This window comes from Thiomicrospira sp. WB1, from assembly GCF_001507535.1.
In the GTDB taxonomy this organism is placed as follows: Bacteria; Pseudomonadota; Gammaproteobacteria; order Thiomicrospirales; family Thiomicrospiraceae; genus Hydrogenovibrio.
Window position 1 is genome coordinate 943,374 of record NZ_LQBN01000001.1, and the last position, 23,872, is coordinate 967,245.

Sequence of the window (23,872 nt, forward strand, 5' to 3'; positions counted from 1 at the left end):
TTATAAATTATCCGAGGCGTATTCGGCCAAGCGTGAGCGTTCGCCCTGACTGAGGGTGATGTGCGCACTGTGTTCCCAGCTTTTAAACCGGTCAACAATGTAGGTCAGCCCGGTTGTGGTTTCGGTGAGATAGGGTGAATCGATCTGGCCGATGTTGCCCAGGCAGACAATTTTGGTGCCTTCGCCAGATCGGGTGATGAGGGTTTTCATCTGTTTCGGCGTCAGGTTTTGCGCCTCGTCCAGGATGATGAATTTTTTCTGGAAGGTGCGCCCGCGCATAAAGTTCAGCGACTTGATCTTGATGCGCTTGTTGAGCAGTTCCTGGGTGCTTTGTTTTTCCCATTCGGAAGTGTGGCCGTCGGATTCGGTCAGAACTTCTAGGTTGTCCATCAGGGCACCCATCCAGGGGGTCATCTTTTCTTCCTCGGTGCCGGGAAGAAAGCCGATGTCATCGCCGATGGGGATGGTGGCCCGAGTCATGATGATTTCATTGTAAAGATTGTGGTCAAGTGTCTGTTCGAGGGCCGAGGCCAGAGCCAGAAGTGTCTTGCCGGTCCCGGCGGCCCCGAGCAGGCTGACAAAGTCAATCTCCGGGTCCATAAGGAAGTTCATGGCCATGTTCTGTTCATGATTGCGCGCGGTGATGCCCCACACGCTGTGGCGGCTTTGCTCAAAGTCGTGCATGTATTCCAGCGTCGCCATGCCGTGTTCGATTTTTCTGACAATGGCGCTAAAGCCGGATTCGTTCATACTGACCAGGCATTGGTTGGGGTACCAGTGAACCCCTTCGGGGATCTGAATCTGATAAAACGTTTTGTCTTCTTCCTGCCAGGATTTCATCTGGCTGAAATTTTCTTCAAAGAAATGTTCGGGCAGTTTTTCCCAGCCAGTGTAGAGTAAGTCGGCGTCTTCGAGCACCCGGTCGTTGTAGTAATCTTCGGAATGCAGCCCCACTGCAGAGGATTTGATCCGCATGTTGATGTCTTTGGTGACCAGAGTGATGCCGCGCTCTGGGTAGAGGTTTTGCAGAGCCAGGCCGGTTTGCAGGATGTGATTGTCCGCTTTGTGGCTGGGCAGCAGTGCTGGCAGTTCGGCTTTCATCGGCTCGGTTTCAAAGAACAGTTTGCCAAGGCGCAGTGATTTTTCTTCCCGGCTGGGATGGATGCGCTCCAGATCCAGGCCGGCGCGAATCTGATCAAACGTGGCGTTGCTGATGATCTGGTCAATCAGTCGGTTGGTTTCGCGCACGTTGCGGGACACTTCTGACATGCCTTTTTTGCCAGCGTCCAGTTCTTCAAGGACGGTCATGGAAATGAAGATGTCGTGCTCTTCAAAATTGAACAGCGCCATGGGGTCGTGCATGAGAACGTTGGTGTCGAGAATGAACAGGCGCTTGGTTGGGTCGCTCATAGGTCTGAGTCCTTTGTGCTATTGTTTTGAGAGTGTCTGGGGCTAGGCGGATTGCTCGTGTTTGAGAGCCTGCAATACGGTTTCAGCATGTTCCTTGACCTTAACTTTTCGCCAGGCCTGGCGGATGCACCCTTGGGGATCAATCAGAAAGGTGCTGCGCTCAATGCCATAATATTCTCGGCCGTAGTTCTTTTTGAGCTTGATCACATCAAACGCCCGGCAAAGGTGTTCTTCCGGGTCAGAGATCAGATCAAACGGAAACCCCTGTTTTTCGATAAAGTTTCGGTGTTTGCGCAAAGAGTCTTTGGAAACGCCCAGAATCTGCGCGTCGAGCGATTTGAATTGTTCGTGGCGCTGCGCAAAATCCAGGCCTTCGGTGGTGCATCCGGGGGTGTTGTCGCGAGGGTAGAAGTAGAGAACGGTCCAGTGGTTGAAAAGCGTATCCAAGTGAAAGGCGGATGAGCGTGTCCATTCGATGCCATGTTCCGCTGGGATTTGTTCGGTGAGTGACGAAACGTTTTGATCCATTTGACCTCCTTTTTAGGTTGAGTATGACGTTTTTCGGGGTGGGTTGCAATTGAAAAAAAGCGCAAAAGGATCGGGTTTTCCGTGAACACAGTCAGCCATTTCAGATCCGTGATTGGCTTGCTTGCGCGGCGGAATAATCGCTTGAACAATAGCGGGTTAGCCGTTAATATTAGCCCTTTATTGTAGGCGACTGGCCTGCATGGATCTCAGAGGCCCGTTTGACGGTTTGGTAGCGGGGCAAATTTGCCTTGTGAATCAACCACAACCGGGCGTCAGGCAACGCAAGCAACGAGGTGTCAGAGTGTTGAAAGGAAGTATGGTTGCTTTGGTCACGCCGATGAAGGCGGATGAATCGCTGGATTTTGACGCGCTGGGGCGTCTGGTTGAATTTCATATCCAAGCGAATACCAAAGCCATTGTCGCGACCGGGACAACCGGTGAGTCGGCCACGCTGGACTTTGATGAGCATGAGCAGGTTCTCAAGTTCATTATTGAAAAAGCGGCCGGCCGGATCCCGGTGATCGCCGGGACGGGCGGTAACTCAACCTCTGAGGCGATTATGCTGACCGAGTACGCCCACAAGGCAGGGGCGGATGCGTGCTTGCTGGTTACCCCTTATTATAATAAGCCGACTCAGGAAGGCCTTTATCAGCATTATAAAAAAATCGCCGAAACCGTTGAGATCGACCAGATTTTATACAATGTCCCCGGACGCACGGCGTGCGACCTGCTGCCGGAAACGGTGGGGCGCCTTGCTTCGATCAATAACATTGTTGGCATCAAAGAGGCCACCGGGGATGTGTCTCGGGTGGCACAGATCCAATCCCTGACCGATGAAAATTTTGCTCTCTACACGGGTGAAGACGCCAATGCCGTGGAGTTTTTGCTGGCCGGCGGCCACGGTGGCATTTCCGTCACAGCCAACGTCGCGCCTCAGCTGGTGTCCGAAGTCTATGATTTGGCGCTGGCCGGTCAGGGCGACGAAGCTCGCCTGAAAGACCAGTACCTGATGCCGCTGCATCAGGCTTTGTTTCTGGAAACCAACCCCATTCCGGTCAAGTGGGCCATGGCCGAAATGGGCATGATGGATGGTGCCATTCGCCTGCCCATGACGCCGCTTTCCGAAAAATACCACGCCACGGTCCGTCAGGCCCTGGAATCTGCTGGAGTACTCTGATTCATGAAACAAGCGATGATGACCTTGCCACGTATTGGCCTGATTGCTCTGGCAGTCGGGATTACCGGCTGTACCTCAACCCAGGAAAACGTCAGCAGCGTTCTTGATTATGACGCCGATACCAGCTATCGGGACAATGACGACAAGCTGGCCGAGCGTCTGGAAATGCCCCCTAACTTATTGATGGCAGGGCGTCAGCAGCGTGACCTGAAAAAGGTGTTGGCTGAAACAGAAGGGGCAACCCAGGCCAAATCCACGGTGCCGACGTATGAGGCTAAAAACCTCTCGATTGAACGCAATCTCTCTCAGCGCTGGATGGCAGTCAAAGACATGGACAGCCAAAAAGTGTTTGCGGGCGTGGAAGCGTTTTTGCAGACGTTGGGCATGCCGGTTAAAGAGGCACGCAAAGACATCGGTGTGATCAAAACCGAATTCGTGCCGCGACAGGAAGTGGTGCCGCTGGATGATCAGGGGCCGCTCACACGCTTGCTGAACAGCTGGCGTCCGGAGATCGCCGAAGGGGCGTACGATCGTATGGTCGCCCAGGTAGAGTATGATCCGGAGCAGAATCTGACCCGTGTGTACTTCCGCCATTTCCAGGTTTATGATCCCTCATTGGCGACAGACGATGGTGGTGTGGTCAGTTCCGGTTGGCAGATTCAGCCCTATGATCCGTTGTTTGAAGCCGAAGCACTTTACCAGGCCATGGTGTTCTTTGGCGCCAATCAGGCCCAGGCGTTGACCCAGATCGAAGCGACCGAAACCACGGTGGAAATCGTCGGGGGGGAAGAGTTTGACGGACTGGCGTTCAAGGCCGGACCCGACGAGACCTGGAATCATCTTAAAGCCATGCTCTACCGGGCAGGCTGGTTTACCGAAGAAATTTCCGATGCCTTACGCATTGTCACCGTTCAGGTGCCGGAAAAAGCGCGAGAAGATCAGGGCTTCTTTGAAAGTCTGGCGTTCTGGAAATCAAGCAATGAAAAGATCATTCCCAAGCAGGTGCGTTTCCGGGTGATGGCCAATGAAGACGACCAGACCCTCAGCCAAGTCAGTGTGGAAGCACTGGAAGATGCGACGCCATTGAACGCTGATAATCGTGAGTATATTTTTAAGAGTTTGGGGCTGGTGACAGAATAATCACCCGCGCTCGAATGTGTGACGCTATGAACACGCCCTTTTTTGAAACACGACCTGGTTTTTGACCAGGCCTGTTTCAAACAGGGCTTTTTTCGTTTTGAAGGAAGAAATTATGCAGTTAATGTGGGGCAAAGCCGCGCTGTCCGCGTATCGTTTGGATCAGCTGTTGGAAACGTTGAAGTCAGCCGGTGAGATTGACGCTGTTGAAGCCTGTTTTGTGTATGCTTACGAACTTCAGGACGATCAGGCCGCACTGAATGAAGATCAGCGCAAGCGCCTGAGCCAATTGTTGAACGATACCGACCAGGTGCCTGCCTCGGTCTGGTCGGAGGAATCCGTTCTGGTCACCCCGCGTCTGGGTACGATTTCGCCCTGGTCTTCCAAGGCCACAGACATTACGCATACCTGTGGGCTGACGCAAGTGTCACGCATTGAACGAGGCATCGTGTATCGACTGGTGGGCACGGAAGCGGCCACGCGCGCTGCCATGGCGCCGTTGCTTCATGACCGGATGATTGAGCAGGTTTTGCCGGAACCAGAACAGATGAGCGGGCTGTTTTCGCATCAGACGCCCAAGCCGTTTGTGTCCATCGATGTGCTCGGGGCAGGTCGCAAGGCACTGGTTGAGGCCAATCAGTCAATGGGGCTGGCCCTGTCGGATGATGAAATTGATTATCTGGTTGACGCGTTTGAAACCTTGTCGCGCAATCCGTCTGATGCCGAACTAATGATGTTTGCGCAAGCCAATTCGGAGCATTGCCGCCACAAAATTTTCAATGCCGATTGGACCATTGACGGCAAGATCAAAGACAAATCGCTCTTTGGCATGATTCGCAATACCTATCAGAAAAACCCGCAAGGCGTTTTATCGGCCTACAGCGATAACGCCGCGGTTCTGGCGGGGGCTCAGGCCAGCCGCTTCTTTCCGGAGCCTCAAAGCGGTCGCTACCAGACCGTCGAAGAATCGGTGCCGTTTCAGATCAAGGTGGAAACTCATAATCACCCGACCGCCATTTCTCCCTGGCCCGGTGCCGCCACCGGTGCGGGGGGCGAGATTCGAGACGAAGGGGCGACCGGCCGAGGCTCCAAGCCCAAAGCAGGGTTGACCGGGTTTACGGTTTCCGATTTGCAGATCCCCGGGTTCGAGCAGCCTTGGGAGACGCCTTATGGTCGCCCCAATCGCATGGCCTCACCTTTGTCGATTATGCTGGATGGGCCGCTTGGCGCCGCCGGATTCAATAACGAGTTCGGTCGACCGGCGATCAATGGTTATTTTCGCACCTATGAAACCCCGTTGATTACACACGAGGGCACCGAGCTGCGGGGTTATCACAAGCCCATCATGCTGGCGGGCGGCCTTGGAAACATTCGTGAGCAGCACATAGAGAAAGGCGATATTCCGGTGGGTGCCAAGTTGGTCGTACTGGGCGGCCCGGCGATGTTGATCGGCCTCGGTGGTGGCGCGGCATCGTCTGTTGACAGCGGCACAGGTTCCGAAGATCTGGATTTTGCCTCAGTGCAGCGTGAAAACCCGGAGATGGAGCGCCGTGCGCAGGAGGTGATTGACCGCTGTACTTACCTCGGGGCAGACACGCCCATTGCCTCGATTCACGATGTGGGCGCCGGCGGGTTGTCCAATGCTTTCCCCGAGCTGGTGAATGATGCCGGTCGAGGCGGCGCCTTCCAGTTGCGTGACATTCCCAATGATGAACCGGGAATGTCGCCCATGGAAATCTGGTGCAACGAGTCGCAGGAACGTTATGTCATTGCGATCCATGCTGAAAAATTACATGAATTTGAAGCCATTTGTCAGCGGGAACGCTGTTTGTATGCCGTGGTAGGGGAAGCGACTGAGGCACAGACGCTGAAAGTCAACGACACGGAATTTGAAGCGAACCCGGTGGACATGCCATTGAATGTCTTGCTGGGCAAGCCGCCTAAAATGCACCGGGATGTGGTGTCGCGCAGCATGCCTCAACCCGGGTTTGATCCGTCTGTTCTGCCGCTGGAAGACGTGACAGAACGGTTGTTGAAATTGCCGACCATTGCGAGCAAGCAGTTTTTGATCACCATTGGTGATCGTACCATCACCGGTATGGTCACGCGCGATCAGATGGTCGGTCCCTGGCAGGTACCCGTCGCGGACGCAGCGGTGACCTGCTCGGATTATCAGGGCGTGACCGGGGAAGCGATGGCATCGGGAGAGCGCCCGCCCGTGGCACTGGTCAATTCGAAAGCCTCAGCGCGTCTGGCGATTTGTGAAGCCATTACCAATATTGCCAGCGCCAACATTCAAGCCATTTCTGACATCAAGCTCTCGGCTAACTGGATGGCGGCAGCCGGTCACCCGGGTGAAGACGCAGCGCTCTATGACGCCGTGGAAGCCGTGGGCATGGAGCTTTGTCCGGCATTGGGCATTGCGGTGCCGGTGGGCAAGGATTCCATGTCGATGAAAACCGTCTGGCAGGATGAGGGCGAAGACAAATCCGTCACCTCTCCGGTGTCACTGAATATCACGGCGTTTGCGCCGGTGGCGGATGTGCGCAAGACCGTGACCCCGCAAATTCGCACCGATGTCGGGGCATCACGCCTGTTGCTGCTTGATCTGGGGCGGGGACAGAACCGGATTGGCGCCAGCTGTCTGGCTCAGGTATACAATCAGGTTGGAGAGACGCCCGCCGATCTGGACGACGCCAAAGACCTGGTCGGTCTGTTTGAGCTGGTGCAAACCTTGCAGAATCGGGATCAATTGGTGGCTTACCATGACCGTTCCGATGGCGGTTTGCTGGTGACCCTGATGGAAATGGCGTTTGCCGGCCATTGTGGGTTGTCGGTGGACATCAGTGCCCTGGGTGATGAGCCTGTGTCGGCACTGTGTGCTGAAGAGCCGGGTGTCGTTTTACAGATTAGGGAGAGCGACGTCTCTGCCGTGGATGCGCTGTTGAATGCACTCGGACTGACGGATCTGGCCCATTGGATTGGGGTGCCTAACGAAGACGATCGAATTGAAATCCTTTCGCATGGTCAGGTCTGTCTGTCGGGTGAACGTAAAACTTACCAGGCCTGGTGGGCGGAGACCAGTTATCGCATGCAGGCATTGCGCGACAATGCCGACTGCGCCCGCGAGGAATATGAAAACACTTTGGCACAGGTGGCGCCGACGGTGTCCGCCGATTTGACCTTTGATCCGCAAGAGGATGCGACCGTTTCGCTAACGGGCCGTCCCAAAGTGGCCATCCTGCGTGAGCAGGGTGTGAACGGTCAGCAGGAAATGGCGGCCGCGTTTGATCGCGCCGGATTCGATGCCATGGACGTGCACATGACCGATGTCCTTGAGGGGCGGGTCGACCTTGGTGAGTTCAGCGGGTTGGTGGCCTGTGGCGGTTTCTCTTATGGGGATGTTCTCGGGGCCGGTCGTGGCTGGGCGAATTCGATTTTGTTCAACCCGGTGGCACGGGCCGCGTTTGAGCATTTCTTTGCACGCTCCGACACCTTTACTCTGGGGGTCTGTAATGGCTGTCAGATGTTGTCCAACCTAAAGGAAATCATTCCGGGGGCCGAGCACTGGCCGCGTTTCGTTCGAAATCGTTCGGAGCAGTTTGAAGCCCGACTCTCCCAGGTTGAAATCATGGAATCGCCTTCGATTCTTCTTAAGGGCATGGCCGGTTCGAAAATGCCGGTGGCCGTGGCGCATGGCGAGGGTCGCATGGCTTTTGAGGCCGGGCACGCCGATTTGGCAATCGGCAGTGTGCGCTACATTGATCCATTGGGGCAGCCAACCGAGGCCTATCCATACAATCCAAACGGTTCCAGTGCCGGGTTGACCGGCCTGACCACGAAAGATGGGCGGGTCACCATTATGATGCCGCACCCGGAGCGAGTTTTCCGCAGTGTGCAGCACTCCTGGTGTCCGGATGAATGGGGAGAAGATGGCCCTTGGATGCAATTGTTCCGCAATGCGCGCCTCTGGGTGGCAGCTCAGTCAGAGGATTAAAATTTTTGATCGCCGGGGCCGAAGCTAATAAAGGAAACTTGGTGCAAGATAACTGTGCTTTATTTGACTTTTGGCGCCGCGAAACTTAATGTATATCAACTTTGTCGGCGGCGCATTGCCACCGGTGACACCGAATCGAAATTAAATCTCTTTATTAAACTTGAACGGAGCAGGACACTATGTCTCTAAATCGTCGTGAATTTCTTCATGTAATGTCGATGGCGGCTGCAGCAGGAATGCTGCCAGGCGCGGCCAAAGCCATGTCCGGTAAGCCCGGCAGCGAATTGTCGGATGATATGTACAAACTGCCGATGAAAGGCAATGTTCGCCTGTTGCACATGACTGACAGCCATGCGCAGTTGAAGCCAATTTACTTCCGTGAGCCAAACGTAAACTTGGGCATCGGTCCTGCTTTCGGCAAACTGCCTCACGTTGTGGGCGAGAACCTGCTGGAAAAGCTCGACATCAAACCTAATACGCCTGAAGCACATGCCTTCACTTACCTGAACTTCCAGGAAGCGGCCGAGCAATACGGTAAAGTAGGTGGGTTTGCGCACCTGAAAACTGCGGTCGAGCGTTTGCGTGAAGCCGCCGGTGGTCGTCAGAACACTGTGATGATGGACGGTGGCGACTTGTGGCATGGTTCCGCGACGGCTCTGTGGACCCGTGGCAAGAGCATGGTTGACGCGTCAAACATCATGGGCGTTGACGTCATGGTCGGTCACTGGGAGTTCACATACAATCAAGACGAAGTTTTGACCAACGTCGGTCGTTTCAATGGCGAATTCCTGGGACAGAACGTCCGCATCAAAGACATGTCTTTGTTCTCGGATGATTACTACAACCTGGTTGACAAGCACAATGGGCTGGGCATGTACAACGAAGACGAGTTGCGTCCGTTCAAGCCTTATACCGTCAAAGAAATCAACGGTGAGCGCGTGGCCATCGTTGGTCAGGCGTTCCCGCGTACCGCCAACGCCAACCCTCAGGAAAACTTCCCGGACTGGTCATTTGGTCTGCGTGTGAAGGATCTGCAGGAAACGGTCAAGAATATCCAGGACAATGAAAATGTGGCGGCCATCGTGATGCTGTCTCACAACGGTATGGACGTAGACATCAAAATGGCCGGTCAGGTGGCTGGTATTGATGCGATCTTCGGCGGCCACACGCATGACGGCATGCCTTCAACCGTTGACGTGAAGCGCCCTGACGGCGGTGTTTGTTATGTGACCAATGCCGGTTCCAATGCCAAGTTCATCGGGGTAATGGATCTGGATATTCAAAACGGCAAACTGCAAGGTGTGAACTACAACCTGCTGCCGATCTTCTCCAACGCTCTGCCAGCTGATCCAGAAATGCAGAAATTTATTGATGATCTGGACAACACTGTTTACGACGAAAACATTGTTGAATCACGCAACCCTGAGTTTGCGGTCAACAAAGACCGTTTGGGTAAAACCTATGGCGAAATCCTGAGCGAAGAGCTTGGCACGGCTGAAGACGTTCTGTACCGCCGCGGTAACTTCATGGGGACTTGGGACCAGATCATCGTGAACGCTTTGCGTGAAGAGTATGGTACTCAAATTGCTCTGTCTGCCGGGGTTCGCTGGGGCACATCCATCCTGGCGGGTGAAACCATTACCATGGCACGTGTGATGGACGAAACCTCCATGACTTACGGTGAAACCTACAGCACCGAAATGACTGGGGCGCAAATAAAGGACATGATGGAAGGCGTGTGTGAAAACATCTTCCAGAAAGACCCTTACCTGCAATCCGGTGGTGACATGGTTCGTATCGGTGGTATGGATTACACCTGTACACCAAATGCTGAGTTTGGTAACCGTATTTCAGATATTCGTTTGGATGATGGCACGCCGGTGAAGCCGGAAGAGAGCTACACCGTTGCTGGTTGGGCTCAGGTGGATACCACCGGTCCGGGCCGCCCAATTTGGGACATCGTGGCGGACTATCTGCGCCGCAATGAAGGCAAGGCCAAGTTGACCAAAGTGAACCATCCGAAGCTGGTGGGTGTTAAAGACAACCCAGGTCTGGCTGACTACGATGGTGAACTGGCCTAAGCCGGTCCATCGCAAAGGGTCACGTTCGCTGACCCTGATATGAAAAAAGCCGCTTTTTAGCGGCTTTTTTTATGGGCACATCCCTGAGTTTTAACCGGTCAGCCCCGTGTCAGTTGTGATAATGACCAGGCCTGGTTAAAAGGTCAGGGGGTTGTGTCGTTGTGATGTTCGGCCTGGTCCAGCAGTCTTTGTTCATACTGTTTGAGGGCATTGGATTTGCTGCGGATGGCAAACGTCAGACGCGCGACGTCTTCGAATTGCTTGGCAAAGTGAACCGTCATGCCTTCTTTTAAGTAATCCGGCAGTTCGTGATAATCCTTCTGGTTTTCATCCGGAAGAATCACGGTTTTGATGCCAATGCGCCGTGCAGCGATCACTTTTTCACGAATGCCACCCACCGGTAGGACCTGTCCGGTCAGGCTGAGTTCGCCTGTCATGGCCAGAGGTGTTTTGATGGGTTCATTGCGTGCCAGAGAAAGCAACGCCGTGGCCATGGTGACCCCCGCACTGGGACCATCTTTTGGCGTTGCGCCATCGGGCACATGCAGGTGCACGAATGCTTTGTCAAAAAATTCCGGATCGGCTTTGAAGGTTTCCAGGTTGGAGGCAACGTAACTGAATGCGATGCCGGCTGATTCTTGCATCACATCGCCCAATTGTCCCGACAGTTTGAATCCACGATTTTGGGTGTGGACACGCGACGCTTCAATGGTCAGTGTTGCACCGCCCATTGAGGTCCATGCCAGTCCGGTCACGGTGCCGATGCTCTGTTGCGTTTTTTCCGGAGTGAACCGGGGTTGTCCTAAAAGCGCTTCCAGATCATTCACGTGAATGGTGTACTGTGTCAGTTCTTTTTTGACAAAACGAATCGCCAGCTTTCGAATCAGCTTAGCCAGTTGTTTTTTCAAATTACGCACACCCGCTTCACGCGCATAACCCTCCACCACGTGTCGCAAAGTGGCCGGGGTGATTGACAATTCTTTTTTGCTTAAGCCCGCTTCGTCCAGCAGCTGGGGCCAGAGGTGATGTTTGGCGATTTGAATTTTTTCTTCGGTGATGTAGCCGGATAGGCGAATCACTTCCATGCGATCCAGCAAGGGACCGGGAATGGTGTCCAGCGTGTTGGCAGTACAGACAAACAGGGCTTTGGACAAGTCAAAGCGCACGTCCAGAAAGTGATCCATGAAATCATGGTTCTGTTCCGGGTCCAGAACTTCCAATAATGCCGAGGCCGGATCCCCCTGAAAGGACGCGCCGATTTTGTCGATTTCATCCAACATGATCACCGGGTTGGCGCTGCCAGTGTCTTTGAGGGCCTGAACGAATTTGCCTGGCATGGCACCGATGTAGGTGCGTCGGTGTCCTTTGATTTCCGCCTCGTCACGCATGCCACCGACCGAGAATCGGTAAAAGGTCCGCCCCAGGGTTTCGGCGATCGATTTGCCGATGGAGGTCTTGCCCACCCCTGGCGGGCCCACAAGACAGATAATGGAACCGGAAATCTCTCCTTTCAGGGCGCCCACAGCCAGAAATTCCAGAATCCGATCTTTGACATCGTCCAGACCGTCATGGCCTCGGTCCAGGATTTTCTGGGCACGTTTGAGGTTGAGTTTGTCCTTGCTGTATTGACCCCAGGGCAGTTGTGTGACCCAATCGAGCCAGTTTCGTGCCACGCCGTATTCGGGTGATTGCGGATCAAGGAGGCGGATTTTGTCGAGTTCTTCATCCGCCTTGGTTTTTGCCTCATCACTCAGGACCAGTTTTTTCATGCGATCCTGAAACAGGTCGGCGTCCGCAGTCCGGTCGTCTTTGACCATGCCCAGCTCGTTCTGAATTTCTTTGAGTTGCTGATGCAGAAAGAATTCACGTTGCTGTTGCGTCAGTTTTTCTTCCACACGCTCACGAATGTTGAACTGCAGCTTGGTGACTTCGATTTCGTGTTTGAATAGGGCCAGTACCTTGTCAAGCCGTTCGCTCAGGTCGAGCGTATCCAACAGGTTTTGGAGCTTATCATTGCTGGCCGCGGTCAGGCTGGCGGCAAAGTCGGCCAGGTGTTCCGAATCGGAAGCGCTGTAGCGGTTGAGAAAATACTTCAATTCTTCGCTGTAAAGGGGATTCAGCGGCAACAGCTCCTTGAAAGCATTCATAATGGCGAGGCCATAGGCTTTGTATTCTTTGTTGCTGCCGCTGCGAACGTCTTTGGGATAGGTAACGTAGGCCTGATAAGGTGCTTTGTCCTGAATCCATTCATCAACCTGAAAACGGCAGATGCCTTCGGCGACCAGCTGGATGTAATCGTCCCGCATTTTGGGATCATGGATTCGAACCAGTGTGCCGGTCTGGGCAAAATCGTCTGCCAAAGCACGATGATGGTCGTCGGTGTCGACATAGATCACACCGATGTAGTGCTGGCCTGCGTCCATTACCTGGTTTAAGGTTTCTTCCCACGCCTCTCGATCAAGGACGATGGGCAGGGTCTGGCCCGGAAAAAAGGGGCGGTCTTTAATGGGCAGCAGAAACAATCGTCCCGGACGGGAACGGTTGGCTGCCACCAGGCTGGTGATGGCTTTGGCGGCTTCCTGCAGCGAGCCCTGATCATAGGCTGGCTCGTCGGAGGTGTCGGCGTCATCGGCGTCCGAATCATGGACGATGTGTTCTCCCTGCAGTGGGGGTTCTGCATCGGCCTCATTCTCAAGCGATGCCTCGTCTTCGTTCGCCAGTTCGGGGATGGCCTCAGAGATGCCGTCATAGAATTCGGTGAATTCGATGTCGACGGGGTCCGATTCCTGACTGGTTTCGCTTGCCCCGTTGCGTTCATCCGAACGATCAAAGGTTGGTTCATCGTCTGGGTTTGGTTGGTTGGAGTCGTGATCCGCCATAGTTCCATTTTGTATTGGTTTGGTTTTCGATGTGCATTTTATGGGGCGCATTTTCCGGCTTTCAACCCCGGTCGCTGAGACAGCGCAAAAAACCGAGCAAACAGGGCGCGTGCTCGTTACAATGATGAGTAAAAAGATGGAGGTAATATGAGTGAAGCCCGCGCCGCAAAAATAGGGTTTGTGACCGTTTCAGATCGTGCCAGTCAGGGTGAGTACGAAGATTTGGGCGGTCCGGCGATGAAAGAATGGATTCAGTCCGCATTGACGTCACCCTGGGAGGCGTATTCGCATGTGATTGCCGATGATCAGGCCTTGATTGAAACGACGTTAAAAAAACTGTCGGACAAAATCGGCTGTGACTTGATTCTGACCACCGGTGGCACGGGCCCTGCCAAACGTGATGTGACGCCGGAAGCCACCTCAGCGGTGTGTGACAAAATTCTGGACGGCTTTGCTGAACAAATGCGCGCGGTGTCGCTCCAGTATGTGCCCACGGCAATTCTGTCACGACAGATTGCCGGGACACGTGGGCATTCGTTGATTATCAACCTGCCCGGCAAGCCCAGTGCGATTGCAGAGTGTCTGGAAGCGGTTTTTCCGGCGGTGCCTTATTGCATTGACCTGATAGAAGGTGCCTACCTGGAAACCGATGAGTCGGTTTGCAAAGCCTTTCGTCCCAAACACGCCAAGAAACCGGCTCAGGGGTGACTGATCCGGCCATGACCAATTTTTTATATCAATCGGACACGCTGGAAACCATCAACGATTTCATTCGCTGGGGTGCTACTCTGTTCAGTCGCGCGGATTTGTGTTTCGGTCATGGCACGGACAATGCCTTTGCCGAAGCCAAGCTGTTGGTTTTTCACCCTCTGGCATTGCCCTGGGATGTGCCGGAAGACATCTACCGCTGTCGCCTGACTCAGCAGGAAAAACAACAGATCACAGACTTATTCCGTCACCGCATCGAAAGTCGGGAACCGGCGGCCTATCTGGTGGGCGAGGCACAGTTTGCGGGGTTGCGTTTTTACGTGAACGCCTCGGTGTTGGTACCGCGCTCTCCCATTGCTGAGTTGATCGCCGAACGCTACCAGCCCTGGGTCGATCCGGATGCGGTCACGCGCATTCTGGATCTGTGTACCGGCAGTGGTTGCATCGGGATTGCCAGTTTGCAGGCCTGCCCCAATGCGCAGGTTGATCTGGCAGACATTTCGCCGAAAGCACTGGCGGTGGCAAAGCGCAATGTTGCCCGCTATCAGCTGGAGGAGGCCGTGTCGGTGGTGAAATCGGATTTGTTCTCGGCTCTGTCCGGGCAGCAATACGACTTGATTGTCTCCAACCCGCCTTATGTGGATGCCATTGAAATGGCGCATCTGCCGCCGGAATTTCAACGCGAACCGGCTTTGGGCCTGGCGGCGGGGGATGACGGACTGGACCTGGTCCGGCGTATCCTAGCTGAGGCCAGCGATCATCTGACCGAAGACGGCACGCTGATTGTGGAAGTCGGAGTCAGCCAGCACTATTTGGTGCAGGCGTATCCGGAATTGCCGTTTTATTGGTTTGAGTTTGAGCAGGGAGGCGAAGGAGTGTTTGCCCTGCAAAAGTCGGAACTGGAGGCGTTTGATGCGGTTTTGCAGGCCCGAAAAGCACCGGGAATTTACCCTGAATTACCCTCCTCATCATAAAAGGACGTGTCTATGATGGATGACCACCTGTCTTTCTCTTTCCGTGTTGTGCCATGGCGACCTTTTGTCATTGCCGTGACGTTGGGTCTGGCATGGCCGGTTCACGCCGAGGAGCCGTTGTTGAATCTGGGCGCCGAAGCGCAAGGGAGTGCGCCGATGCAACCCAACCGGGAAAGTAACCTGCCATCGGATGAGCCGGAGGTGGATAAGGGCGGGATGACACAAAAAGAAAAGCAGGCGAATGCTGAGGATCAGGCGGACAAGCAGAAACCGCCGGAATGGGGCTATCATGATGAGCTGGCCCCGCGTCACTGGGCAGAGCTTTCACCACGTTATGCTCTGTGCGGGGAGGGACAGTCTCAATCCCCTATCAATCTCAAGCGTCAAGGCGCGGTTGGCACCACCGGTTTGCCCGGTTTTGATGTGCATTACCGCGAAACGGTGCTTAAAACCGAATTTGATGGCAAGCGGCTCAAGGTCAATGTGCCGGTCGGCAGTTACGTGCGATTGCAGAATCGACGCTATGAACTGATCCACTACGAGTTTCACACCCCTTCGGAACATCAGAAAGATGGGTTTGCCTATCCGGCAGAACTGCAATGGGTGCACAAAGACGGAGAGGGCAATTATGTGAATGTGGCCGTGCTGTTTCGAGAAGGTCAGGCCAATGAAGCGCTCGAGACGGTGCTGTCGAATTTGCCCGGTGAAATGAACCAGGAGCGGGTGAACGAGGGCGTTAAATTGCCGGCAACGGATTTTATTCCGCCTTCGCGCAAATTTTACAAATACCATGGGTCGCTGGCGCACCCGCCTTGCACCGAAAGCGTTTACTGGATGGTGTTTGATCAGCCGCTTGAGGCTTCGGTGAGTCAGCTCACTCGTCTGCAAGAATATCTGGGCAACAATGCGCGCCCGGTTCAACCCTTGAAGGCACGCACATTGCTTAAATCCTGGCCGGATGAGTCCGAGCAAGCGGCAGATTACCCGTTTTACTACACGCCCTGACGGGAGGGGTGATCAGCGAGCCCGACAACCGCTCTGGCTTGATTCGTGGTCCTTTAGTTTTTACCAGGCCTGGTGATTAAGATGAACCGATTTTGGCGTCGTTTGACAAAGTACCGTCGCACATGGCTTGCATTGGGGGTTTTTGTGGCCTTGTGGGCCCTGGCCCCCAGTGCTGCCAAACATCTTTTGATCTGGGGACTGGAAAAGCAAACTCAGGCGCAGGTCAAAGTTGACCAGGTGACGTTGGGATGGTGGGCCGGTCGGGTCACCGTTTCCGGGTTACGCATTGAAGCCAAACAAACCTCGGCACTGGCATTCGATCGCTTACTTTTGGATCTTAGTTGGGGCGCTCTGTGGCAACGCAACTGGTTGGTACAGCAATTACACCTGAGTCAGGCACAGGTCACGGTGGAACTGGATGATTCGGCCCGACCGCTTCGCATTGCCGGATGGCGTCTGCCGGATGGCGCAGCTCCCTCACCTTCGGATGTGGAAGCGGGCAAAGCACAACGCTGGGGAATCGGCATTGATGCGCTGCGCATCGATCAGCTTCAGGTGATTGTGCAACGCCCCCATACCCAGCATACATTTCAATTAAAACAAGTGCAGCTTAACGGTTTACAAAGCTGGCAACCGGAGCGCTCGGCCGAACTGGTCATGGAGGCGCTTTTGGTGCAGCCTTCTCGCGCCGATGCTCGATTGAATCTGAAACTGGCGGCCACGCCTTTTGCTCAAGCGCCGGTCTATGCTGGTACCCTAGGACTGAATGCGCTGGCATTGTCTGACTGGCAAACACTGTTACCGGCATCAGACAGCCAGATAAGCGGGCAGTTCGCCATGAATGGCGACTTTGAGTGGCACCATGGGAAACGTCGTTTTCAATGGGATGGGGCTTTGGCACTGGTTGACCCCTCGGTTTCCGTGGCGCCTCAGTCCCTCATTCAGGCCGATGGCTTTGACTGGTCCGGGCAAGTCAACGCACGTCTTGATGCCAAAACCAACCAGCTGAGTGCAGACGGACGCCTTGATTTGAAGGGGGGCAGGCTCCGCACCGATGCGCAGGCGCTGACATGGCGAGGGCTGCAATGGCAAGGAACAGCCGAGGCCGCCATTCCCAGTCAAGATCATGCAAGCCTTCCACTGGCCTGGCAGACGCAAGGCACGTTGTCGATGACGGGGGTTGCAGGGCAGGTTGCCCATTACCGCCCTGAGTTGGAACGTCTGGCGTGGCAAGGAAGCGTGTCCGGTCAGGGCGTGCAACCCAACGCCATGTCATTGCGCTCGCATGGTCAGCTTACGCTGACTCAAATGAGCATGGCAACGCTTCTGGCTTCCAGCGATGCGCCCAAAGAATGGGCTCACATTAAGCGTTTGCACAGTGATTACCAAGTCACGCGTCAGCCGCAAGCAAACCATACAGGGCTGACGGTCTCCTTGAATCAGGTGGCGGTGAACGCATTGAGCGTCGGCGCTTTGGGCGAGGCCAACCAAAAAACCGGTGCGGAAACCATCGAGAACTGGGTGTCGCTGGAAACCCTGACCGTACCGGACGTGACGTTTCAGGAAGGTGAGACGCCTCGCCTGTCGGCCGGTTTGGTGACGATTGAGGGAGGCGACATTCACGCCACGCTTGATGCCAATCAGCGATTACGCCAGTGGGAAAGGTTGCGCCCGCTTATGGGGACGGACGCTGCCGCACAGAAGCCTCGGACCGAAACCGATGCGCCTGCTGAGCCAGCATCAGAGTCTGTGAGCTGGGGTCTGGCTGGTTTGCAAGTCAATGATCTGGCGCTTCATCTTGAGCTGGCAGCCCAGGCGCGTTTTATCCAGACGCTTTTCACGCTGTCGTCATTGGAAATGGGACGCCTGGATTCAACTCAACCGGATCAAACCACGCCGATTGAACTGAAAGCACAAATCAATGAGCGAGCCGAGCTTGATGCCTCGTTGCAGGGCACCTGGTTGCAACCCTATCAAAACACAACGTTTGACGTGACCCTGAGCCATCTTGATCTTTACCCTTATTCCTCTTTGATTGAAACGGCTCTTGATTTGGCGGTAGAGCGCGGTCGTTTGTCTTTGAACACAGACGGACAGATTGAGGAAGGTGAACTTCAGTCCAATAACCGGCTGTTTTTAAATGGGTTTCAATTGGTTGATGGGCAGGGTGAAGCCGGTCTGAGTGGCATTCAGGTCGGTTTGAACTTATTGCGCGACAAGAATGATCGAATTGAACTGGACGTTCCCATTCAGGGGCGTATTGACAGCCCCGAATTTCAACTGGATGATGTGATTCAAACGGCCTTGTTCAAGGCCATCCGTGGCGGCACCAAAACCATGTTGGCCTTGGCCTTGCAGCCCTATGGCGCCATTTATCTCGCGGCTGAATATGCGTTCAACAAGGCTACGGCCATGACCTTTGAGCCAGTGGTATTTGCGCCCGGAAAACCCGATCTGACTCAGCCGATGCAGCAGTATCTGCTCAAAGTGGCAAAGGTCGTCCAAAAACAGCCGGAATTATTATTAAACCTTTGTGGTTACTTTACGCCCTCTGATCGGCAGTATTGGCAACATAAAAAATTGACCGGAGAGGTCTTGTCACAAAAACTTCTGCAATTGGCGCAGACACGGCAGCAAAAAGTTGAAATGTTTTTGATGCAGGAAGGGGGGCTGGCTGCGAGTCAGCTAACGCTTTGTCAGCCAAAGGAACGCGATCTGGACAAGCCGGGGGTTCTGCTGGGGCTTTAAAGTCGCTGGGATGAAACTCTTTTATAATATCTATACATTTATTGTACAATTGGCGCAAAAGAATGAGGAGTGCCAAGCATGTTATCGCCAGAACAGTTAATCTCCAAACCTGTGATTCTGACAGAAGGCTCGGTTGAGGCCAAGCGGCGTGAAATCAAAACCTATTTCAATGAAACCTGGGACGCCTATGAGACCCTGTTTGAAACCCTCGTGTCTGATGAGGTGTTTTACGAGCGACCCTGTTCACTGCGTCATCCGCTTATTTTTTATTTCGGTCACACAGCCACGTTCTTTACCAATAAGCTGGTGCTGGCCGGTCTGTTGCCAAAGCGCATCAATGCGAAAATTGAATCCATGTGTGCCATCGGTGTGGACGAAATGTCCTGGGACGACCTGGACGATTCTCACTATGACTGGCCGTCGGTGGACGCGGTGCGTGCCTACCGGGACCAAGTCAAACGCGCGGTGAATGATCTGATCGACCGGGTGGATTTTTCATTGCCGATTGATTGGGAAAGCCCGATGTGGCCGGTGATGATGGGCATTGAGCACGAACGCATCCATTTGGAAACTTCCTCGGTGCTGATTCGTCAGTTGCCGTTGTCGTCAGTGAAAGATCACCCCTTGTTCCCGGTCTGTCCCGATGCCGGCCCCGCGCCAGAGAACACGCTGTTACCGGTTTCACCAGGCCTGGTGAAAGTGGATCATCACGATCCCGCTGAAACCTATGGCTGGGATAATGAATACGGATTTCACGAAGCCAATGTGGAAGGGTTTGAGGCCAGTCGCTTTCTGGTTTCCAATCAGGAATTTCTGGCGTTTGTAGAGGCCGGGGGCTATGAAAACAGTGATCATTGGTCGCAAGAGGGGAACCGCTGGCGTGACTTTACGCCGGACAAACACCCGACTTTTTGGGTGAACAAGGCCGATGGCTGGCATTTGCGTTGCATGACCACTGAAATCCCCATGCCGTGGAACTGGCCGGTGGAAGTGAATTTTCATGAAGCCGAAGCGTTTTGTAACTGGAAAGCGGCTGAAACCGGGCGCTCGATCCGTCTGCCCAGTGAGGATGAGTATCTGCGCTTGCGTGATCAGACTCAGGCTCTGGCACGCCAAGACCAGGCCAATATCAATTTGCAACAGTATGCCTCCTCCACGCCGGTGGACCGGTTTGAGTGTGGCGGGTTCTATGACGTGGTCGGTAATGTCTGGCAGTGGACCGTAACCCCGATGTATCCGTACGAAGGGTTTGATGTGCATCCATTGTATGATGACTTCACCACGCCAACGTTTGATAACGAGCACAACCTGTTTAAAGGCGGCTGCTGGATTTCCACGGGCAATGAAATCAACGGCCACTCGCGTTACGCGTTTCGCCGTCATTTTTTCCAGCATGCCGGGTTCCGCTACATTGAATCCGATGCGCCGGTGCAAACCGAGTTTTCCACCTATGAGACCGATGCACAGGTGTCGCAATATTGTGAATTCCATTATGGCGATCGTTATTTTGATGTGGAAAACTTCCCCAAAGCCTATGCTGCGATGGCGATTGATGCGGTGCGTCGTGACCCCGATTTCGGTGGGCGCACGGATCTGAAAGTGCTGGAGGTCGGCTGTTCGGTTGGACGGGGCAGCTTTGAGCTGGCTCAGGTCTTTGCAGACGTGACCGGACTGGATTTTTCCGCGCGGTTTATCCAGAAAGCCATTGAAATGCAGACGCGTGGGCATTTGCTTTACACGCTTCCCAAGGAAGGTGAGATTGTCGAGTTCAAAGAGCAGGTGTTGGAAGACTTCGGGCTTGAGTCCACGGCAAAGCGCTGTGAGTTTCTGCAACAGGACGCGGCCAATTTGAAGCCGATTTTTACCGGTTACGATCTGGTGGTGGCGATGAATCTGATTGATCGGATGTACGAACCGGCCAAGTTCCTGACCGAGATCGGCTCACGTATGAATGCTGGCGGTCTTTTGATGATCGGCTCCCCGTACACCTGGCAGGAAACCTTTACCGAAAAAATGCACTGGCTGGGCGGGTACAAAGACCCTGAATCCGGCGAAAATGTCACCACGCTGGAAGGCTTGCATGCCTTGTTGGCGTCTGAGTTTGAGCCAGTTGGCACGCCTCGGGATCTGCCGTTTGTGATCCGTGAAACGGGTCGTCGCTTTCAGCATACCTTGTCAGAAATCACCTTCTGGAAAAAGCGCTAGAGGCGAGTGATATGAGCGCGCCAGAATTTACACATCGGCTTGATCGCGAAGGCACGGCTTCGGAGAAATACGACCTGCGCGAACGCTTGTTTGGGCGCTTGGATGTGTTGCCAATGTGGGTGGCGGATCAGGATCTGCCCACCCCCGACTTCGTGATCGAAGCGATGCAAAAGCGTTTGCAACATCCGATTCTAGGTTATGTGGAAACACCGAAAACGGCTTATCAGGCGGTGATCGACTGGCACAGGCAAAAAGGCCTTGAGATTGAAGCCGACGAGATTCTTTGGACGCATAATGTGGCCAATGGTTTTATGCTGGCTGTGCAGGCTTTGACCGAGCCGGGTGAGGCGGTCTTGGTTCAGACACCCGTGTACCCGCCTTTTCGTCAGGCGCCCGAGTTGAATGACCGTCGTCTGGTGGAGGCGCCGCTTACACTGGACAAGGGGCGTTATTACATTGACTTTGAACGGTTTGAGCAGCTGGTGGTGGAGCACAAAGTGGCAGCCTTTTTATTCTGCCATCCACAAAACCCATCCGGTCGGGTCTGGACGCGCCCTGAACTGGAGACCTTGGCAGACATCTGTTTGCGTCATCGGGTTTGGATCATCAGTGACGAAATTCATTCCGATCTGGTGTTCGAACCGCATCAACACCTGCCCATGGCCAGTTTGTCGAACGAAGTGGCACAACAAACCGTGACCCTCAGCTCCCCAGGGAAGACATTTAATCTGGGCGGTCTGCAAATTGGTTATGCCCTGGTGGCCAACCCTCGTTTGCGCCAAGTTTTCAAGCGGGTTCTGAAGCGCAACGCCATTCATGATCTCAATCTGTTTGCCCTGGTGGCTTTGGAAGCGGCTTATTCTCAAGCCGGACGTGATTATATGGCGCGCTTGCAGGCGCATCTGACGGTCAATCTGGATCGTCTGGAAGCGTTTTTTGGGCTGTATTGGCCTCGGGTTCGGGTCATGCGCCCCCAGGCCTCATTCCTGGTCTGGCTGGATTTCTCCCAAGTCTTCGCCTCGCACGAGGCCATTCAACGTTTTTTGGTGGACAAAGCACGACTGGGTCTTAACGACGGACTCAGTTTCGGCGAGCCTGGCAGAGGATTTGCCCGGATGAATCTTGCCGTGCCGACCGAAACGCTCGATCAGGCCTTGAAACAACTCCGCCAGGCGCTGGAAGCGCACTGAGCCACAGGTGTTCCACTCTTTTCTCCTGCGATGGCCTTCGGGCAAGCGCTTGATTTCCGTTTGGTTTTGCTCAATTTGGTGAGAACTGGTTATCTTTGGTGCATTCGATCGGTCTTGTCTGATCCATGATTGCGGTAAGTGGTTGTTTTCACATTTTTTGAGCCAGCTGGTATGCATTCTGTTTTGCTGAGGTGTGATCAAGGCAAAGGAGCAAACAGTGAAACCTCTCTGGTGTTACGCTGACAAGGATCAAATTGACCAGGCCTGGTACCCGATGCTCAAGCGCCAAGGCTGGCAACCGCAATCCATCCCCCCTGAAACGATGCAATCGGACCATCCGGTTTTGTGGACGCTATCGCTGCTGGACCTGGATGAGGCCGTGCGCCTGGAAAATACCATTCGTACCTGGCCGTGTCTTGACACCGCACACGAATCATTGAGCGATCACTTGGCCATGCCGGTGGTCTGTCTGTATGCGACTGAAAAACGCTCGCATGGTCTGGTGACGCTGAAAGAAACGTTGCGGGACAAAGGGGTCTTCTTCTGTTCCGATGTGGAAGATGTGGAAGGTGTCTTACTGGAGGCAGAAACGGTTCACAAAAAGTTGAAGCGACTGGTGCAGGAAAACACCCAGCTTCGGGAAAAACTTCAGCAACGTGCTCTGATCGAACAGGCCAAAGGGCGCCTGATGCAGATGAAAAATTTGAGTGAGAATGAGGCCTATCACTGGATGCGCCGTCAAGCGATGAACGAAGGGCAGAAGCTGGTCGTGTTTGCGCAAAAGCTGCTAAACAACTCATCTGGCCAATTTTGAGCGTCAATGTCTATTATGGTGCAGGTTTTTGTTTATTTAAAGAGCTGTCGGTAAGGGATTTGCGTTAACTTACTGTTTAATCGATAAAATAAAAAGATGGTTTTTTTATTGCTTCATGTTTCATAAAGGAGCAAATTGAATGCAAGAGTTTATCCGTCTTTACAACGCCCACCAATCTGAAATTGAGAAGTTTCTGATTGAAACCCTGCGAAACAACTGCCACCTGATGAGCCCGGGCATTGACACACTCAAACAATTTTACAGTGTCTTTCCCTCACTGGAGTTGGTTTATACCACGGATGAGCAGTATATTCAGAATTCGCCTAATATTTATGCCAATTCCATCGGTCAGGACGCAATGGGCAAAAACCGTCAGTATTTGATGACCCGCGTTCACACCAAGGACCAGGAGGTGTCGCTGACCGCCCCTTATATCAGCTCAGCCACAGGGAAATCCTGTGTAACCATGATGATTTCGGAAGGTGAGACCACCTACTTTTTTGATTTTTCAGTGGTTGAGGTACTGCGTCGGTTGGGATTGGTGGAATTGCATCCATTGTTTAACAAGATCACCAAAAGCTTTTATTTTGGGATCGGCTTGTCATTGATGTTTTTCTCTTTGATGTCAATCGGTTATGCCTTTTATGACTATTTCTGGCAGTGGCTGATTGAAGGCAGTTATGATTTGGAGAGCGTGTTCAAACCCATTGTGGCGTTGACCATGGGGCTGGCGATTTTTGATTTGGCCAAGACACTGATGGAACGGGAAGTCTTTTTTAAAGCGTATGCCGATAAAAAGGATGAGTCCCGTCTGTTGTCTAAATTTTTGATTGCCATCATTATTGCATTGTCCATTGAGGCATTGATGGTGGTGTTCAAGATTGCGCTGAATGACCCGGCCCAGATGCTGTACGCCTTGTATTTAATCATCGGGATCGCTTTGATTATTCTGGCCCTGGCGTTTTATGCCAAATGGAATACAGCGCAGCCGGTTGCCCATAAAAAAACAGAATGACGGG

Annotated in this window: 15 protein-coding genes; 12 read left to right on the plus strand and 3 right to left on the minus strand. The window is 53.7% G+C overall.

Annotated elements, in window-relative coordinates:
* Complete coding sequence (locus AVO41_RS04255; protein WP_068583000.1) at nt 1–1,410, minus strand: PhoH family protein; 1,410 nt, start codon at nt 1,408–1,410, stop codon at nt 1–3.
* A 42-nt stretch (nt 1,411–1,452) separates the two neighbouring features.
* The gene (locus AVO41_RS04260; protein WP_068583003.1) at nt 1,453–1,938 is read right to left on the minus strand and encodes a peroxiredoxin; all 486 of its coding nucleotides are present in this window, start codon (nt 1,936–1,938) and stop codon (nt 1,453–1,455) included.
* A 301-nt stretch (nt 1,939–2,239) separates the two neighbouring features.
* On the opposite strand from AVO41_RS04260, the gene dapA reads away from it, so the two are divergent.
* The 4 genes from dapA to AVO41_RS04280 all read left to right on the plus strand — a co-directional run bounded on the left by dapA (nt 2,240) and on the right by AVO41_RS04280 (nt 10,330).
* On the plus strand, nt 2,240–3,115 hold the full coding sequence (gene dapA / locus AVO41_RS04265; protein ID WP_068583006.1) for a 4-hydroxy-tetrahydrodipicolinate synthase: 876 nt from the start codon (nt 2,240–2,242) through the stop codon (nt 3,113–3,115).
* Between the two features lie 3 nt (nt 3,116–3,118).
* A complete protein-coding gene (gene bamC / locus AVO41_RS04270; protein ID WP_068583009.1) occupies nt 3,119–4,255 on the plus strand; it encodes an outer membrane protein assembly factor BamC in 1,137 nt (378 codons plus the stop codon).
* 112 nt (nt 4,256–4,367) lie between these two features.
* A complete protein-coding gene (gene purL, locus AVO41_RS04275) occupies nt 4,368–8,249 on the plus strand; it encodes a phosphoribosylformylglycinamidine synthase (protein WP_068583012.1) in 3,882 nt (1,293 codons plus the stop codon).
* 179 nt (nt 8,250–8,428) lie between these two features.
* Nucleotides 8,429–10,330: a 5'-nucleotidase C-terminal domain-containing protein gene (locus AVO41_RS04280; RefSeq protein WP_068583015.1), complete on the plus strand. Its 1,902-nt coding sequence runs from the start codon at nt 8,429–8,431 to the stop codon at nt 10,328–10,330.
* A 143-nt stretch (nt 10,331–10,473) separates the two neighbouring features.
* Here AVO41_RS04280 and lon read toward each other — a convergent pair whose 3' ends face one another.
* Nucleotides 10,474–13,209 (minus strand): endopeptidase La, encoded by a 2,736-nt coding sequence (lon, locus tag AVO41_RS04285; protein ID WP_068583018.1) that lies wholly within the window; start codon nt 13,207–13,209, stop codon nt 10,474–10,476.
* Nucleotides 13,210–13,356: 147 nt separating this feature from the next.
* Between lon and mog the strand changes: the two genes are divergently transcribed.
* The 8 genes from mog to AVO41_RS04325 all read left to right on the plus strand — a co-directional run bounded on the left by mog (nt 13,357) and on the right by AVO41_RS04325 (nt 23,868).
* Nucleotides 13,357–13,917 carry a molybdopterin adenylyltransferase gene (mog, locus tag AVO41_RS04290; RefSeq protein ID WP_068583021.1) on the plus strand — a complete coding sequence of 187 codons (561 nt, stop codon included), beginning with the start codon at nt 13,357–13,359 and terminating at the stop codon, nt 13,915–13,917.
* 11 nt (nt 13,918–13,928) lie between these two features.
* Entirely contained in the window at nt 13,929–14,891 is a 963-nt protein-coding gene (prmB, locus tag AVO41_RS04295) for a 50S ribosomal protein L3 N(5)-glutamine methyltransferase (protein ID WP_068583351.1), read from the plus strand.
* 12 nt (nt 14,892–14,903) lie between these two features.
* Nucleotides 14,904–15,896: a carbonic anhydrase gene (locus AVO41_RS04300; RefSeq protein ID WP_235584655.1), complete on the plus strand. Its 993-nt coding sequence runs from the start codon at nt 14,904–14,906 to the stop codon at nt 15,894–15,896.
* 81 nt (nt 15,897–15,977) lie between these two features.
* A complete protein-coding gene (locus AVO41_RS04305; RefSeq protein WP_068583029.1) occupies nt 15,978–18,644 on the plus strand; it encodes a DUF748 domain-containing protein in 2,667 nt (888 codons plus the stop codon).
* 78 nt (nt 18,645–18,722) lie between these two features.
* A complete protein-coding gene (ovoA, locus tag AVO41_RS04310; protein ID WP_068583033.1) occupies nt 18,723–20,849 on the plus strand; it encodes a 5-histidylcysteine sulfoxide synthase in 2,127 nt (708 codons plus the stop codon).
* An 11-nt stretch (nt 20,850–20,860) separates the two neighbouring features.
* Nucleotides 20,861–22,039: a MalY/PatB family protein gene (locus AVO41_RS04315; RefSeq protein ID WP_068583037.1), complete on the plus strand. Its 1,179-nt coding sequence runs from the start codon at nt 20,861–20,863 to the stop codon at nt 22,037–22,039.
* A gap of 217 nt (nt 22,040–22,256) precedes the next feature.
* Nucleotides 22,257–22,853, plus strand: a complete 597-nt coding sequence (locus tag AVO41_RS04320) for an ANTAR domain-containing response regulator (RefSeq protein ID WP_068583039.1) — start codon at nt 22,257–22,259, stop codon at nt 22,851–22,853.
* 139 nt (nt 22,854–22,992) lie between these two features.
* The gene (locus AVO41_RS04325; protein ID WP_068583043.1) at nt 22,993–23,868 is read left to right on the plus strand and encodes a hypothetical protein; all 876 of its coding nucleotides are present in this window, start codon (nt 22,993–22,995) and stop codon (nt 23,866–23,868) included.
* Nucleotides 23,869–23,872 lie beyond the last annotated feature (4 nt).